This window comes from Bacillus sp. M13(2017), from assembly GCF_002218325.1.
GTDB lineage: Bacteria > Bacillota > Bacilli > Bacillales > Bacillaceae_G > Bacillus_A > Bacillus_A thuringiensis_K.
In genome coordinates, this window is sequence record NZ_KZ268521.1 from 1 (window position 1) to 15,971 (window position 15,971).

Consider the following 15,971-nt stretch of genomic DNA (forward strand, 5'->3'; position numbering starts at 1 on the left):
CTATAATCATAAAAGAATTAAGGCAAAATTAAAGGGTATGAGCCCAGTACAATACCGGGCTCATACCCTAGAGGCTGCCTAATGAAACGACCTGTCTAACTTTCGGGGGTCACTTCAATTTCTGTTAATGACTTTTTTGTTTGCCTTTAAGCGGTTTTATGTTACTATAATTATAGTATCAGGTACTAATAACAAGTATAAGTATTTCTGGGAGGATATATCATGGAACTATTACAAGGGAAAACATTTGTTGTTATGGGCGTTGCGAACCAAAGAAGTATTGCATGGGGAATTGCTCGCTCTTTGCATAATGCAGGTGCAAAATTAATCTTCACATATGCAGGAGAACGTTTAGAAAGAAACGTTCGTGAATTAGCGGACACATTAGAAGGGCAAGAATCACTTGTATTACCTTGTGATGTAACGAATGATGAGGAACTTACAGCTTGTTTTGAAACAATTAAACAAGAAGTAGGTACTATTCACGGTGTAGCACATTGTATTGCTTTTGCAAATCGCGATGACTTAAAAGGTGAATTTGTAGATACTTCTCGCGATGGATTTTTACTTGCACAAAATATTAGTGCATTCTCTTTAACAGCTGTAGCAAGAGAAGCGAAGAAAGTAATGACAGAAGGCGGAAATATTTTAACGTTAACATATCTTGGCGGCGAGCGCGTTGTGAAAAATTATAACGTTATGGGTGTTGCGAAAGCTTCATTAGAAGCGAGCGTGAAATATTTAGCGAACGATTTAGGTCAACATGGTATTCGCGTCAACGCTATTTCTGCAGGACCAATTCGTACGTTATCTGCAAAAGGTGTAGGCGATTTCAACTCAATCTTAAGAGAAATTGAGGAGCGCGCACCACTTCGTCGTACAACAACGCAAGAAGAAGTTGGCGATACAGCAGTATTCCTATTCAGTGATTTAGCACGCGGTGTAACAGGAGAAAACATTCACGTTGATTCAGGGTATCATATCCTAGGATAAATATAATATTAATTTTTAAAGGACAATCTCTAAATGCTGAGATTGTCCTTTTTATTTGTTCTTAGAAAGAACGATTTTTAACGAAAGTTCTTGCCACGTGATGAATATAACTATAATAGTACACGATTTATTCAGCTACGTATGGAAGTGGGAGGGACGAGTGTGAAGAATAAAAATAAAAGTTCAACAGTTGGAAAACCGTTGTTATATATTACGCAAGTAAGTTTAGAACTTGCTGCACCGAAAATAAAAAGGATTATCCTGACAAACTTTGAAAATGAAGATCAAAAAGAAAAAAGTAATAGACAAGAAAATATTGTAAGTAGTGCTGTGGAAGAGGTAATAGAACAAGAACAACAAGAAGAGAAGCAAGAAGAACAGCAAGTGGAAGGAAAAATAGAAGAAGAGGAAAAAGAAGAACAAGAAGAACAAGAAGAACAAGAGCAGGTAAGAACCGTCCCGTATAATAAATCATTTAAGGATATGAATAATGATGAAAAAATTCATTTTTTATTAAACCGCCCTCATTACATTCCGAAAGTAAGGTGTAGAATAAAAACAGCTACAGTTTCTTATGTTGGATCAATCATATCGTATCGTAATGGCATCGTATCTATTATGCCGCAAAATAGTATGAGAGATATTAGGTTGTCTATAGATGATATCCAATCGATTAGTATGGCCGGCTTTTAAATATGTAAAGGTGGTAGAAAGCTTCTACCACCCCAATAGTTTTTTAGTTCACTTCACATTAGATAGTAACGTCGCGTAAGCACTGAATCGCACAGAAACAGCTTAAATCAACAGTAATGCAAGTAGATGTCGATACTAGTCTTGCATTTGGTACAGCTAAAAACGTACAAATTGGGTCATCAGTAGGTGGTACAGGAGAGCTATCACCTAATACTACACTTAATACACGTAGTACAGCACAGCTATCATCATCTACACTTTCCACACGGAAAATTGGAGATCGGCAGCCAACAAGGCTTGCAGATGGTGCAAATGCTTCAAAAGGTTCTCCAGTTTTTGTGTATAAAATAAAAGGACGTGTATTTGCTACTGATGCAGTATTGTGTGCACCTAAAAATGGAATTTCACAACCAGATCCACACGTTGTTGTAGAACAATCTTGTAATTCATTGATGAATTTTACAACGTCAACTACACAATGAGAAGAGCCATGGTGTTTATTTTCGTTACAACTCATTAATGTCACTCCTTATCTTCTTGTTTGTATTTACATTAATAAGATATTGGAGTCGAGGAGATTTGGTCACAATCTCAAGACCTTTTTTTTTAAATAGGCGAAAGAGGATAAGGGGAGGTGGAATTATGCTGTTTACAAGCTGGCTTTTATTTTTTATTTTCGCGTTAGCAGCCTTTAGGCTCACTCGTTTAATTGTTTATGATAAAATTACAGCCTTTTTGCGAAGACCATTTATTGATGAATTAGAGATTACGGAGCCAGATGGAAGTGTATCAACGTTTACAAAAGTGAAAGGTAAAGGATTAAGAAAGTGGATTGGCGAATTATTAAGCTGTTATTGGTGTACAGGTGTATGGGTTAGTGCTTTTTTATTAGTTTTATATAATTGGATTCCTATTGTTGCGGAGCCGTTACTTGCATTATTGGCTATTGCAGGAGCAGCAGCAATCATTGAAACGATTACAGGATATTTTATGGGAGAATAATATATTTTCATAATAAGAGAAAAAGCGGAGTTTAAAAGAATGAGGGAACGGAAATAAAGAGTTGTTCATATAGTAAATAGACAGAATTGACAGTAGAGGAGATGTTTGCTGTGAGCAATAATCCAAGGCAAAATTCATATGACCTGCAGCAGTGGTATCAAATACAGCAACAGCACCATGCACAACAACAGGCATATCAAGAACAATTGCAACAACAAGGATTTGTGAAGAAAAAGGGATGTAATTGTGGGAAAAAGAAGAACACAATAAAACAATATGAAGAATGAAACACTCATGTTACTGTGAGTGTTTTTTATTATACATATAAAAAGCGGTATTTCTGTATTAGAAATACCGCTTTTTACTAGCTAATTTGTGCAACTGTTAATGCTGCTGCACGGACGTCTACAGTTCCAATTAACTCAACTGGTACAATTTGAATTAAGTCACCAGGATTTAAGTTAATAAGAATAACACCGCTGGATACGTCTACTTCACCAGTACCAATAACGTTAGAACGAACCGCTGTACCTGATCCAGGAATAATGTTAGCTGGCGTATTTAATGATAAGAAGAAACGACCAGCTTCTGGTGCTACAGGTGCGTTATCAAGACTAATCGTTAATGTATAACTGATTTGATAAATACCAGCTCGTAGAATTCGAATGCCATCTCCAACACTTACTGTATCATTTATTACTGGAACAGTAATATTTGGGTTTGGACTTACGCTAGGTAATAGTAGTGGTGTAAATAGTGAAGCGAACTGAGGTGCAGACGCGTTGAAAGCAAAACCGAAGGCAGGTAGTGTACTAGCTGGCTTTGCCTCACAATCAATTTTAGTAAATTCGCAATTAGAAGAGAACATGTTTTTCACTCCTTTATCTGTTTCTACTTTCAGTTAATGAAAAGGACAGGTTCTATGTTCTAGACAAGTTCCCAATTTTAAGAAATTTACATAATAATACTCTTTAAGCATGGATTGGGTGGCAGAATTATCTGCCACCCAATCCATACTTAACTCATTATTTAGTTTTAAATTGTAACATCGCGTAAGCATTGAATAGCACAGAAGCAACTTAAATCAACAGTAATGCAAGTAGAGGTTGATACTAATCTTGCATTTGGTACAGCTAAAAACGTACAAATTGGGTCATCGGTAGGTGGTACGGGTGAGTTATCACCTAATACTACAGTTAATACACGTAATACAGCACAGTCATCATCATCTATACTTTCTACGCGGAAAATTGGAGATCGGCAACTAGTAAGGCTTGAAGATGGTGCAAATGCTTCAAAAGGTGCTCCGGCTTTTGTGTATAAAATAAAAGGACGTGTATTCGCTACTGATGCAGTGTTATGTGCTCCTAAAAATGGAACTTCGCAACCAGATCCACATGTTGTCGTTGCACATTCTTGCAGTTCATGTATAAAGCGAACGACATTAGATACACAGTTGAAATCACAATCATGTTCATGATGGTCTTCGTTACAATTGCAGCTCATTATGTTCACTCCTTCTCGTGAGTTCTGACATACACTATTACAATATGAGTGGGATATGGCTGATATTACGTTAATTCTCACGATAAAAACAGGGAATTTATATAGGAGGGATGTACATAACGTGATATAAAAAAAGACATCCTTATTTAGTGGATGTCTTTTCAGGTAAATCTTTTCGCACAGTATATAAAAAACGAGATATATCTAATTTCTTTCCTCTGAAAAATTGCGGAGAAGAAATGTAAAGTTCTTCTTTTGCACGTGTAATGGCGACATACAGTAATCGGCGTTCTTCTTCTAACGCTTCAGAAGTTTCCGTAATACGATCATTTGCATCTTTTAAAGAAGAAGTATGGGGCAGGATTCCATCACTCGCTCCAAGTAAAAAGACACATGGAAATTCAAGGCCTTTTGCGTTATGGATGGACATAAGTGAAACGGCATCTTTTTGCGGCATTGTTTTTAATGCTTCCATTTCTTTTTGACCTTGAATCGCCTCGTCGATAAATTGTAAATAAGCTGGAATATCGGTGAAACGAGTTGCAGACTCCATTAATTCTTCCAACATTTCTTCTTGTATGTCTTTATGCATCGTAAAGGAAGAACGATCGTTACTTTGTAAGTACTCTAAATATTTTCCTTTACCATGAATGATTTCTTTTAATGCTTTTTTCGGTTCTAATTCTTTAATAAACTTAATAAAATCGATGCGCTCATTTACCTTTTTCACTTGAAAAGGTTTTAAGCTTGGATTTAATAGTAAGAAATGAAGAAGAGAAGGGAAGCGTCCCTCACCATATTTCCATTGTTCACGTTCAATAAATGAAATACAATCATCACGTCCGATATACATCGTCGGCAATATGTTTGAAAGTGATTCTAGCCGAAACGGCTCAATCACGAGTCTTAAATGATCTAATACAGGCTTAATTAAAGAATGTTCATAAAATGATTGGCTCGCCCCGTGTTTAATAAACGGGATTTTATGAATGGTAAGCTGATCAAGTAACGAACGACTTACAGAATGTGTGCGATACAGTAAACAAAAATCTTTATAGTTTCGGTCACCGCTATCTACTTTTTCTTGAATGAGCTGTAAAATTTGATTTGCTTCATCAAGAGTCGTAGCAGGTCGTGCATAAAAAGGTTGTACACCTTCCTCGCGAACGGAGTATAGCTCTTTATCAAAACGTTCTTGATTTAATTTTATAACTTCATTTCCAAGCCCGACGATAAAGGGATTGGATCGATAATTCGTATTTAGTGCAATAATTGTTGTGTTATCAAATTCTTTTGGAAAAGATAAAATAATTTGGTGACTTGCCCCTCGCCAGCCATAAATTGCTTGATCATCATCACCTGCGATGAACAAATTATTTCTTGGCGTGGCTAACAATTTTACAATTTCATATTGTGCATAGGATGTATCTTGAAACTCATCTACTTCAATGTAGTGAAAACGTTGTTGTAATTGAGTTAGTAAAGGAGCATTATTTTCTAACATATAATATGTTTCCAATAAGATGTCATCGAAATCAATATAATTGTATCGTTGTTTTACCTCTTCAAAACGTTCATATACTTCTTTAAATTCTTGTTCCACTGGTGTTTTCGCTTTTACATCTTTCGGACGATTTAATTTGTTTTTTTCAAGTGAAATCATCGCGAGCATCGTTTCAGCATCGTAATCGTCTTTTAAACGCAATTCTTTTAAGATTTTCTTTATCATAATTTGTTTATGTTTTTCATTTGCTAAAATTTGTTGATTATACCCTTGACTACGAAGCAATTTTAAGAAAACAGAGTGGAATGTACCAGCAACTACGTAGCTACTTGCTGCATGATTCATACCTGGTAACTTCGCAACACGACTTCGGATTTCTTCAGCAGCTTTTTGTGTAAATGTAAGTAATAAAATATTTCGTGGATGAACTTGTTTTACATTTACTAAATAACCAACGCGAGTTGTTAAAACAGATGTTTTCCCGCTTCCGGCACCAGCTAGTGTAAGAACAGGACCTTCTGTTGTGCGCACAGCTTCTAATTGTTTTTCGTTTAAAAAAACATTTTGTTGTTCTAGAGCGCGGAAATAAGCCGCATCTACATCTTCTTCCATAATTAAATGGGTAGATGTTTTCGGAATATGATATGTCGCACGCGGAATATCAGCGTGTGTTAACGATTTTTGTGAAAATTTTTCTTGTGTCATATGTTCACCTTCAAAACTATAGCATCAACATTTAACTTTAGCGGAAGAAAAAGAAAATAGCAATGTAAAAAAACAGGAGGGGTCACCTCCTGCTTTCAAATTACAATTCTTTTATCATTATGACGTGTGGGATATTTGCTTCCATAAATACATCAGAACTTGTTACATATCCAAGTTTTTTATAGAAATCTTCAGCATGTGTTTGAGCATGAAGTTTCAATTTCGGTAACGAATTTTCCTTTGCATACGCTTCAAGCGCATCCATAACAATTTTTCCGATACCTTTTTTACGATGGGAACCTAACACGCAAATGCGTTCCATTTTTCCTATACCATCAAGGGTGCGAAAACGTCCAGCACCAACTGGAACATCATTGTCATATATAACAACGTGTGTGGAAGTTTCTTCAAACTCATCGTACTCTTCTTCAGCAGAGACACGTTGTTCATTTACAAACACTTGTTTACGTACAGAGAATGCATCTCTTAGTTGTTCGTCCGTTTGTACAATCTGTGCGTGCAAATTAGTTGTTCCCCTTTCCAAGACGGAATGTTTCGTGTACAGTCCATGTTCCATTTTCTAATTGATATAGAAGATGGAAACGATCAATTGGCTGTTCGTAATAGAAATCTTTCATACGTAATCGGCCCAAAACATCAGCATGCTCTGCATCTGATAAGCCTTGTCCGATTGTTAAATGAGGTACGAAAGCATATTCGCGTTCTTGCGTGAATAACCCGCTATGCATTTCTTCATTTAAGAAAGTAAGTTCAGGTGTTTTTTCTACTTTAAAGTAAAGGACGTTATTAACAGGTGCGAATGAACCAACTTTCCCAACATGAAGGGTGAAAGGGTTCGTTTTACTTGCGATTGTATGTAATTCGTTTACAATCGACTCTAATTGTTCATCTTGCGCCTCAAAGGGTGTTTTCAATGTAATATGTGGTGGAACTAATGCGTAGTGCGGGTCATAACGTTTACGCAATCCGTTCGCTTTATCTTGAATCATTTTAGATGGAAAAATTACAATGCCTAATTTCATGTTCCAATTCCTCCCTTTGTAAGTCTAGTTAGATTTTGAGATAAATAAATCTCTTTATCTATTATATCAAATTATTCTGAATACTGCTCTCTATTATTTCATTGCTAGAATATGAGAGAAGGCTTTCGGTAAATCAGTTTGCCAATATTTCCAAGTATGATTGCCTTCAAACTCCTCGTAATGCGTGATGAAATTTCTATCTGTAAGAAGCTTATTTAACTCACGGTTCGGCCCTACGAAATCCGATACTTGTCCATCAGTACGCTTTACAGCCGTTTCTTCTGTACCGATGACGTGATACAGTTCTAACGCCTGTGGATCTTTGAATTCTTTTGCTAAGTTCATCACTGTCTCATCCACAAATGGTGATTGCATAACGACTTTACCGAATGTATGCGGATACATAAGTGCAGTCATAAAGGAAACTGTTCCGCCAAGAGAATCACCAATTAAAACACGACCTTTTCCCATTTGGTACGTTGGATAATTTTCATCAATGTATGGTGCAAGTTCATGAGCAAGGAAACGAATATATGCAGCATTTTTCACTTCATTTGGGAAATATTTTTCTTTACGATCATGTACATTTTTATATGGAATACCGACAATAATTGTACGGTCAATTTCTTCGGTTTCACGAAGGCGCTCAATTACACGGTGCGCTTTACCGAGCTGAAAATAATCTCTACCATCTTGTGCAATTACAACTGTATGTTTGTGCAGTGGTGTGTAATTTACAGGTAAATAAACGAGAAGTGTAATGTCTTCTTGAAGTGATGCGCTATAAAATGAAATTTCTTCAATTCTCCCTATTGTTTGACTCATGTAGATCCCCCTAAATAAAAATTTACTGTAACGATTGTAAGAGCGACGCTTGTAGTGAAAAGGAAAGAAATATTCACTAATTGGCGCCTTAATTTCTATTTTACCATAATGGTACGAAGAATCTAAAAAATTAGTATTTAAGTTACGAAAGAAAACGGATATAATGAAGTGGGATTTTTGACAGGTGAGAGGGGAGACAGGATTTGAAACAAGAAAAATCAATCGCACTACCATTGGCTATTTCTATAATTGCCATTTCCTTTGCAGCAGTTTTTGTAAAGATGTCCTCAGCACCATCTTCAATATTAAGTATGTACCGCTTATGGATTATCGTACTTATTATGCTGCCTATCGTATGGAAAAAAAGAGAGGAATTTAATAGGATTCAAATGAAAGATTGGGGCTTTTTAATTGGATCTGGTTTCTTTTTAGCACTTCATTTTCTTTTATGGTTTGAATCTTTAAAGCATACAACAGTTGCTAGTTCAACAATTATTTTGGCACTTCAACCGATCGTATCTTTAGTTGGAGGTTTTTTTCTGTTTAAAGAAAGAACAACATATTCAGCCATTGCAACGATGGGAATCGCTATTTTAGGGGTAATGTGCATTGGTTGGGGAGATTTAGGGTTAAGTAAGCAAGCAATTTATGGAGACATATTATCCTTTCTAAGTGTAATAGCAGTTGTCGGTTATTTATTTATCGGGCAAACGACAGTAAAGAAAGTATCACACTGGATTTATAGTTTTACAGTCTTTGCGTTCGCAGGTCTTTTTATGGGGATTTATAATGTCATACTACAAGTACCTTTTACAGGTTATACGAAATGGGATTGGACCGTTTTTCTTTTACTTGCGGTTGTGCCGACAGTGTCACATGTAATTAATAATTGGCTGTTAAATTATGTAAATGCAACGACAATTTCAATGAGTATTTTAGGAGAACCTGTTGGAGCATCTATACTTGCGTTCTTCTTACTTGGAGAAAAATTAAATGCAATGCAAATTATCGGTAGCATGCTCGTATTGTTTGGTGTATCTGTTTTCTTACTGCAGCAACAAAAACGTACAGCAAAAAACGTCGTAAACGAGCCGGTGTATACACAGGAATTATAGTGTTAGGGGAGAAAAGAGAAGTTGTGATACTTCTCTTTTTGTTTTATAGAAATATGGGCATAGAAGGGGGATGGAAATCGAAATTCCATCAAAAAAAGATACATGGTTATATCCACTTGTTTTCATTGTTTTTGGTGCTTATTTTGCGACAATTTTTGTAGGGAGAGAATATTTTCTTTTGCTTTTTACAATTCCATTAGCAATGTTGTTTAGCTGGAGTTGGTTTTTGGCAAAATATATTGCCGGGGAAGAAATAATTACAATTAGATCGGGTCTCGTTACAAAACGTATATTTATAAGAGATATAAAACAAATTTCAAATACGAAAAATCCAATAGCAGCTCATGCATTATCATTTGACCGACTTGAAATTGTTTACGATACACATAAAACAGAAATTATCTCTCCAAGAAATAAAGAATAATTTATTAACCTTGTAAAAAGTAAAAACTTAAATATTGAAATCAAGTAAAAGAGTGGCTATGAAGCCACTCTTTTACTTTGGATTTGTCATATAAGGTTGTACATGAATGACACATAGGTCACGGAATTTGCCTTCAGCAGTTGTGACAATTACGACTGCTTTACCTGCACTTTTTCCAGTAATCGTCACGGTGTCACCTTTTGGATATATGGTGATGATATCAGAATTCATATTTGACCAAATAAGCTCTTTATTCGTTGCTTGTATTGGCAAAATGGAAGCTGCTAACACAATGTTTTGTCCCGTTTTTATTTTTAATTTATGTTTTTCCATATGAACAACGATGACTGAAATAACAGAAGGAGCAATTGAAATTTTAGGCGGGTTAGGTTGCATGTTTAAACAAGACGCAGAAGTATTTGTGATAGGTGAAAATTTTCGTGTTTGTTGTTGCTGGAAAGCTGCTAACATGTTGGAGTCCCCTTTCTGTATAAGTGCTGATACTCATACTATAAAGGAGTAGTGTTATGTTAAATTTAACGAAACATAAAGAATTTGTTAAATTTGATAAGAAGATTGTCGAACTGTAAAAAATCTCTGCTGTTACGATAACAGCAGAGATTTTTTTATAAATTATGACGATGTTGTTTTTCGAAATCCTCAAATTGCTCTTCAACTTCTTTTGAAGGTTGTGTTAGTAAACTAACAATTACGATGGCTAGTAAACTAATAGCAAAACCTGGAATCATTTCATATAAGAAATCTTTTAAGAATTTGAATTGAGTCCAAATAATGACTGTAGCGGCACCAGAAATCATACCAGCAAGCGCGCCCCATTTCGTCATACGTTTCCAATATAAGCTTAATAAAATAGCAGGTCCGAATGAAGAACCAAAACCAGCCCAAGCGTATCCAACAAGAGCTAAAATCGTATCATTTTGTTTAAACGCTAAAGCGCACCCAACTAATGCAATAACAAGTACAGCCATACGACCGACAAATACAAGTTCTTTATCAGATGCAGAACGTTTGAAGAATGTACGATATAAGTCTTCCGTTACGGCACTAGAAGTAACGAGTAACTGAGATGAGATTGTACTCATAATCGCTGCTAAAATAGCGGCTAATAAAAATCCAGTAATAAGTGGGTGGAATAAAATTTTCCCAAGTTCAAGGAAAATTGTTTCTGGGTTAGATAATGTTAACTCTTGTTGTGAATAGTAAGCAATACCAATAAGACCAGTAAACATAGCTCCAACAACAGAGAAAATCATCCAGCTCATACCAATTCTTCGTGCGCTTTTAAGTTCTTTTACAGAAGAAATTGCCATAAAGCGTACGATAATATGAGGTTGTCCGACATAACCAAGGCCCCATGCGAATAGAGAAATCATTCCTAAAGTAGAGGCACCTTTAAAAATATCTAGACGTGTTGGATCTACAGATCGAATTGTATCAAATGCAGGTCCAAGTCCGTTCGAATTCATAATTGTTACGATAGGAACAAGAATAAGAGCAACTACCATAATGATTCCTTGCACGAAGTCTGTCCAACTTACTGCTAAGAAACCACCAAATAATGTGTAAGCTACAACAACGCCTGCTACAATGAATAATCCAACATGATAGTTCATGCCAAATGAATTTTCAAATAATACAGCGCCTGAAACTAATCCTGAAGCTACATAGAAAGTAAAGAAAATCATAATAACAAGTCCAGATACTAAACGTAGCATATGAGATTTGTCGTGGAAACGGTGTTCCAAAAATTCTGGAATAGTAATAGAGTTATTTGCAATTTCTGAGTAGGTACGTAAGCGAGGAGCAACATAAAGCCAGTTTGCGTATGCGCCTAGTGTTAGGCCGATCGCAATCCAACTACTACTTAATCCAACGCTAAACATTGCACCTGGTAATCCCATTAAAAGCCAACCACTCATATCGGATGCTCCAGCACTTAATGCCGTTACTGCGGGTCCTAGTGTACGCCCGCCAAGCATATAATCTGTTAAGTTGGACGTTCGTTTATAGGCGAAATAGCCAATTACTAACATCCCGAGCATGTAGATAGAGATTGAAGTTAAAGTTAACATCTGCGTACTCATATAGTTCCCCTTCCTTTTGTCATGTCTTTTGATGCGTTATGCATATTTATCCCGCATTAACGGGTAGTAAAACTCCCACCTTAAAATTGGCTGTGCAAGGAAGTTAGGTGGGAGAGCAACTGCCCGTAAATGCCCGATTGGTTCAACTAATAATCAGTGGGGATGAACACCCCCCACTGATTAAAGTTTCACTTTATAATCTATCATGATTATTCTGAAAAATCCATATAGAAATACGAATTTTCAGAAATGTAAGCGTTTTTTGGCGTCATTTTACTTTTTTAATATATAATATTCATACAAAAAACCTTATTTTTAATAGAGTATTTATTATATTTACATAAAAAGAGGTTGTTTTGTCAATATAATATTGAAAGGAAAGAAAAATAAAATTTTTAAAAAAGTATTGACTTGTGAAAAAATTCAGGTCTATAATGAGTGCAACTTAAAAAAATGCAAGCGTTGATGAAGAAGAGTACACATGATGAACATGTCAGAGAGCTGATGGTTGGTGCGAATCAGTATGGAATTGATGTGGAATGGGCTTCGGAGCTTCCAAACCGAAACGAAAGAAGTAGGCTTTGGCGACATGATCTCATCGATACAAGAGACACGTATTGTTTTTGATACGGTAAAGTGCGTTACATTTGTAACGAATTAAGGTGGCACCACGGGAGTACCCGTCCTTTCTATAGGATGAGTACTCCCTTTTTGTGTATAAAAAATTAAATAAATGAAATCGTTTAAGTAAGAAGAGTACGTATATTGGAGACGTTACAGAGAGCCGGGAATAGGTGGGAGCCCGGTACGGTGCCATATACGGAATGGGCTTACGAGAGGTATGCTGAACAATTATATTCAGTAGGCAACCCGGGTTCCGCCGTTACAAGGATAAGGTATAAATTTTGTACCTGAACAAAGCGGGATGCTTTTGCATCCAACACGAGGTGGTACCGCGGTATATTTATCGTCCTCTACATATTTTCGATATGTAGAGGACTTTTTTATTTTTCAGGGCGAGGTGAAGGACATGATGACGAAAGAAGAATTTATAAAACAAAAAAGAGAGAGAAAGACATTTTTAGTAATCACTGAAGAAGAAGGGGATAGCATTACGCCAATTTCTTTATATAGACGTATGAAAGGGAAGAAGAAATTCTTATTAGAAAGTTCACAGCTTCATCAAGATAAAGGGCGTTATTCTTACTTAGGATGTAATCCTTATGGAGAAGTGAAAAGCGTTGGTACGGAAGTGGAACGAACGATTTTCGGCCGCGCAGAAAAGTTACAAGGTAACGTACTACAAGTGTTAGAAGAAGTAGTTGCACCATCACAAGTAGACAGTCCATTTCCATTTTGCGGAGGAGCAGTTGGTTATATTGGATATGATGTCATTCGGCAGTATGAAAACATTGGAGCGGATTTACACGACCCATTAAATATTCCGGAAGTACACCTTTTACTATATCGTGAGTTTATCGTTTACGATCATTTACGCCAAAAGTTATCGTTTGTATATGTATGCAGGGAAGATGATTCAGCAAATTATGAGGAAGTATACGAAAGACTACGAGTATACAAAGAAGAAGTGCTACAAGGAGAAGAAGCTGAAGTAAATGCAATACCATCCACATTATCATTCACTTCTTCTATAACGGAAAAAGAGTTTTGTGAGATGGTAGAAATGGCCAAAGAATATGTAAGAGCGGGAGATATATTCCAAGTCGTACTGTCACAGCGTTTACAAAGTGAATGTATTGGTGATCCATTCGCGTTATATCGAAAACTTCGAATTGCAAATCCATCACCATATATGTTTTATATCGATTTCCAAGATTATGTTGTACTCGGTTCTTCGCCGGAAAGTTTACTATCAGTAAGGGAGGATAAAGTGATGACAAATCCAATTGCTGGTACGAGACCAAGAGGGAAAACGAAGAGGGAAGATGAGGAAATCGCAAAAGAACTGTTAGGCAATGAGAAAGAGCGAGCAGAGCATATGATGCTTGTAGATCTTGGGCGAAACGATATTGGTAGAGTGAGCGAAATTGGCTCGGTTACGATAGATAAATATATGAAAGTAGAAAAATACTCTCACGTTATGCACATTGTATCTGAAGTTTACGGAACATTGCGAAAACAAATGAGCGGATTTGATGCGTTAGCATATTGCTTACCAGCAGGGACGGTTTCTGGAGCTCCGAAAATTAGAGCGATGGAAATTATAAATGAACTAGAGAATGAAAAAAGAAATGTATACGCTGGTGCAGTTGGATACGTTAGTTTTTCAGGAAATCTTGATATGGCGCTCGCCATCCGAACGATGGTCGTAAAGGATGAAAAAGCATACGTTCAGGCAGGAGCAGGAGTCGTTTACGATTCAGATCCAGTAGCTGAATATGAAGAAACATTAAATAAAGCGAGAGCGCTTTTGGAGGTAATGAAATGATTGTACTTATCGATAATTACGATTCGTTCACATATAACTTGTACCAGCTGTTAGGCAAACATGAAGAAGAAATTGTAGTTGTAAGAAATGATGAAATAACGATAAAACAGTTAGAAGAGATGAATCCAAGAGGAATTGTACTTTCACCAGGACCAGGAAAACCAGAGGATGCTGGCATTTGTATCGACGTCATCGGTCATTTTTATAAGAACGTTCCTATATTAGGGATTTGTCTTGGCCACCAAGCGATCATAGCTGCATTTGGAGGAGACATTGTTAGAGCAGAACGTATTAGACACGGAAAAACATCGCGTGTGAAACATAACGGAACGTCAATCTTTTCATATGTGATGCAGCCGCTAACAGCAATGCGCTATCATTCCCTTGTTGCAGAGCAAACGAGCTTGCCAGAGTGTTTTGACATATTAGCGACAGCGATGGACGACGGAGAAATAATGGCAGTTCGTCACAATTATTATCCGCTCTTCGGATTACAGTTTCATCCGGAATCAATCGCAACAGAAGAAGGCGGAAAGTTAATACATGCCTTTTTAGGCGAAGTGAAAGAGGAGGAAAGAGTATGAATAACTATCTTCGTAAATTAGTGGAGGGGCAACATTTAACAGAAGAGGAAATGTATAAAGCAGGGCTTCTTTTATTAAATGAAAACATATTGGAAAGTGAAATTGCAGCTTTTTTAGTATTACTGAAAGCGAAAGGTGAAACAGCAGAAGAAATATACGGTCTCGTTCGAGCTCTTCGTGAAAAGGCATTACCATTTTCGAACCATATACAAGGCGCGATGGACAATTGCGGGACAGGTGGTGACGGTGCCCAAACGTTTAATATTAGCACAACATCAGCATTCGTACTGGCAGGAGCAGGTTTAAAGGTTGCAAAACATGGTAATCGCGCTGTTTCTAGTAAAACAGGAAGTGCAGATTTATTAGAAGAACTCGGTGTAAATATTAGTAGTACGCCAAACGAAATTGATTATTTATTAGAACATGTCGGAATCGCATTTTTATTCGCACCAGCGATGCACCCAGCATTAAGGCGCATTATGAAAATAAGAAAAGAATTAAATGTTCCGACGATCTTTAATTTAATTGGCCCTTTAACAAATCCAGTGAATTTAGAAACACAATTTGTCGGTATTTATAAACGAGATATGTTATTACCAGTTGCACAAGTATTACAAAAGTTAGGCCGGAAACAAGCGCTTGTCGTAAATGGAAGTGGTTTTTTAGATGAAGCATCATTACAAGGGGAAAATCACGTAGTTCTTTTAAAAGATAATGAAATAGTAGAAACGAGTATTGAACCTGAGAAATACGGTTTCTCAATAGTGAACAATGAAGAGATTAGAGGCGGGGATTCGAAAGAAAATGCAAAGATTACAGTCGGCGTATTGAGCGGAGAAAAGAGTGTTTACCGCGATACCGTTTTATTAAATGCAGGTCTAGCTCTTTTCGCAAATGGAAAAACGGAAACGATTGAAGAAGGAATTAAACTCGCGGCACATAGCATTGACTCTGGAAAAGCATTAGCCAAATTAAACTTATTAATTGCAGCAAGCAACGAAAAATTAGAAAGGGTGAACTAAA

At 36.6% G+C, this 15,971-nt stretch carries 19 protein-coding genes and 2 other annotated features; of the genes, 10 read left to right on the forward strand and 9 right to left on the reverse strand.

Features of this window, described 5'->3' with window-relative positions:
* From CGQ22_RS28805 to CGQ22_RS28815, 3 genes are all read left to right on the forward strand, one after another.
* Window positions 1-82: IS3 family transposase (locus tag CGQ22_RS28805; protein WP_140420774.1), on the forward strand; the 82-nt coding region annotated here is incomplete at its 5' end.
* A 140-nt stretch (window positions 83-222) separates the two neighbouring features.
* Window positions 223-993: an enoyl-ACP reductase FabI gene (gene fabI, locus CGQ22_RS28810; RefSeq protein WP_000421886.1), complete on the forward strand. Its 771-nt coding sequence runs from the start codon at window positions 223-225 to the stop codon at window positions 991-993.
* A gap of 141 nt (window positions 994-1,134) precedes the next feature.
* Window positions 1,135-1,686, forward strand: coding sequence for a spore coat CotO family protein (locus CGQ22_RS28815; RefSeq protein ID WP_080029703.1), 552 nt, complete (start codon window positions 1,135-1,137; stop codon window positions 1,684-1,686).
* Between the two features lie 58 nt (window positions 1,687-1,744).
* Here CGQ22_RS28815 and exsY read toward each other — a convergent pair whose 3' ends face one another.
* A complete protein-coding gene (gene exsY, locus CGQ22_RS28820) occupies window positions 1,745-2,203 on the reverse strand; it encodes an exosporium assembly protein ExsY (protein WP_001277741.1) in 459 nt (152 codons plus the stop codon).
* Between the two features lie 125 nt (window positions 2,204-2,328).
* Between exsY and CGQ22_RS28825 the strand changes: the two genes are divergently transcribed.
* Window positions 2,329-2,688 carry a DUF1360 domain-containing protein gene (locus tag CGQ22_RS28825; protein ID WP_000899662.1) on the forward strand — a complete coding sequence of 120 codons (360 nt, stop codon included), beginning with the start codon at window positions 2,329-2,331 and terminating at the stop codon, window positions 2,686-2,688.
* A 101-nt stretch (window positions 2,689-2,789) separates the two neighbouring features.
* On the forward strand, window positions 2,790-2,975 hold the full coding sequence (locus CGQ22_RS28830) for a hypothetical protein (protein ID WP_033672524.1): 186 nt from the start codon (window positions 2,790-2,792) through the stop codon (window positions 2,973-2,975).
* Between the two features lie 77 nt (window positions 2,976-3,052).
* On the opposite strand, the gene exsF is transcribed toward CGQ22_RS28830, so the two are convergent.
* From exsF to CGQ22_RS28860, 6 genes are all read right to left on the reverse strand, one after another.
* Entirely contained in the window at window positions 3,053-3,556 is a 504-nt protein-coding gene (gene exsF, locus CGQ22_RS28835) for an exosporium protein ExsF (protein ID WP_089149681.1), read from the reverse strand.
* Between the two features lie 167 nt (window positions 3,557-3,723).
* The gene (gene cotY, locus CGQ22_RS28840; protein WP_001277698.1) at window positions 3,724-4,194 is read right to left on the reverse strand and encodes a spore coat protein CotY; all 471 of its coding nucleotides are present in this window, start codon (window positions 4,192-4,194) and stop codon (window positions 3,724-3,726) included.
* A 142-nt stretch (window positions 4,195-4,336) separates the two neighbouring features.
* Window positions 4,337-6,403, reverse strand: a complete 2,067-nt coding sequence (locus tag CGQ22_RS28845; protein WP_000191198.1) for an ATP-dependent helicase — start codon at window positions 6,401-6,403, stop codon at window positions 4,337-4,339.
* A gap of 100 nt (window positions 6,404-6,503) precedes the next feature.
* Complete coding sequence (locus tag CGQ22_RS28850; RefSeq protein WP_000543304.1) at window positions 6,504-6,926, reverse strand: GNAT family N-acetyltransferase; 423 nt, start codon at window positions 6,924-6,926, stop codon at window positions 6,504-6,506.
* Between the two features lies 1 nt (window position 6,927).
* On the reverse strand, window positions 6,928-7,446 hold the full coding sequence (locus tag CGQ22_RS28855; RefSeq protein ID WP_000765863.1) for a YjcG family protein: 519 nt from the start codon (window positions 7,444-7,446) through the stop codon (window positions 6,928-6,930).
* 93 nt (window positions 7,447-7,539) lie between these two features.
* Window positions 7,540-8,271, reverse strand: a complete 732-nt coding sequence (locus tag CGQ22_RS28860; RefSeq protein ID WP_089149682.1) for an alpha/beta hydrolase — start codon at window positions 8,269-8,271, stop codon at window positions 7,540-7,542.
* A 203-nt stretch (window positions 8,272-8,474) separates the two neighbouring features.
* Between CGQ22_RS28860 and CGQ22_RS28865 the strand changes: the two genes are divergently transcribed.
* Both CGQ22_RS28865 and CGQ22_RS28870 read left to right on the forward strand, forming a co-directional pair.
* Complete coding sequence (locus CGQ22_RS28865) at window positions 8,475-9,386, forward strand: DMT family transporter (protein WP_000806939.1); 912 nt, start codon at window positions 8,475-8,477, stop codon at window positions 9,384-9,386.
* Between the two features lie 76 nt (window positions 9,387-9,462).
* Complete coding sequence (locus tag CGQ22_RS28870) at window positions 9,463-9,810, forward strand: PH domain-containing protein (protein WP_089149703.1); 348 nt, start codon at window positions 9,463-9,465, stop codon at window positions 9,808-9,810.
* A 72-nt stretch (window positions 9,811-9,882) separates the two neighbouring features.
* Here CGQ22_RS28870 and CGQ22_RS28875 read toward each other — a convergent pair whose 3' ends face one another.
* Window positions 9,883-10,281, reverse strand: coding sequence for an Ig-like domain-containing protein (locus CGQ22_RS28875; RefSeq protein ID WP_089149683.1), 399 nt, complete (start codon window positions 10,279-10,281; stop codon window positions 9,883-9,885).
* Between the two features lie 155 nt (window positions 10,282-10,436).
* Window positions 10,437-11,915: a sodium/proline symporter PutP gene (gene putP / locus CGQ22_RS28880; RefSeq protein ID WP_000107210.1), complete on the reverse strand. Its 1,479-nt coding sequence runs from the start codon at window positions 11,913-11,915 to the stop codon at window positions 10,437-10,439.
* A gap of 453 nt (window positions 11,916-12,368) precedes the next feature.
* Window positions 12,369-12,606, forward strand: a binding site (T-box leader).
* Between the two features lie 42 nt (window positions 12,607-12,648).
* Window positions 12,649-12,893: a binding site (T-box leader), on the forward strand.
* Window positions 12,894-12,945: 52 nt separating this feature from the next.
* Between putP and trpE the strand changes: the two genes are divergently transcribed.
* Genes trpE through trpD form a run of 3 tightly spaced genes read left to right on the forward strand, consistent with a single transcriptional unit; the run spans window position 12,946 to window position 15,970 of the window.
* Window positions 12,946-14,364 carry an anthranilate synthase component I gene (trpE, locus tag CGQ22_RS28890; RefSeq protein ID WP_061883900.1) on the forward strand — a complete coding sequence of 473 codons (1,419 nt, stop codon included), beginning with the start codon at window positions 12,946-12,948 and terminating at the stop codon, window positions 14,362-14,364.
* Complete coding sequence (locus tag CGQ22_RS28895) at window positions 14,361-14,948, forward strand: anthranilate synthase component II (protein ID WP_000636359.1); 588 nt, start codon at window positions 14,361-14,363, stop codon at window positions 14,946-14,948. Before trpE ends, CGQ22_RS28895 begins: the two co-directional genes overlap by 4 nt.
* Window positions 14,945-15,970 carry an anthranilate phosphoribosyltransferase gene (gene trpD, locus CGQ22_RS28900; protein ID WP_089149684.1) on the forward strand — a complete coding sequence of 342 codons (1,026 nt, stop codon included), beginning with the start codon at window positions 14,945-14,947 and terminating at the stop codon, window positions 15,968-15,970. The genes CGQ22_RS28895 and trpD overlap by 4 nt, the downstream gene beginning before the upstream one ends.
* Window position 15,971: the final 1 nt, after the last annotated feature.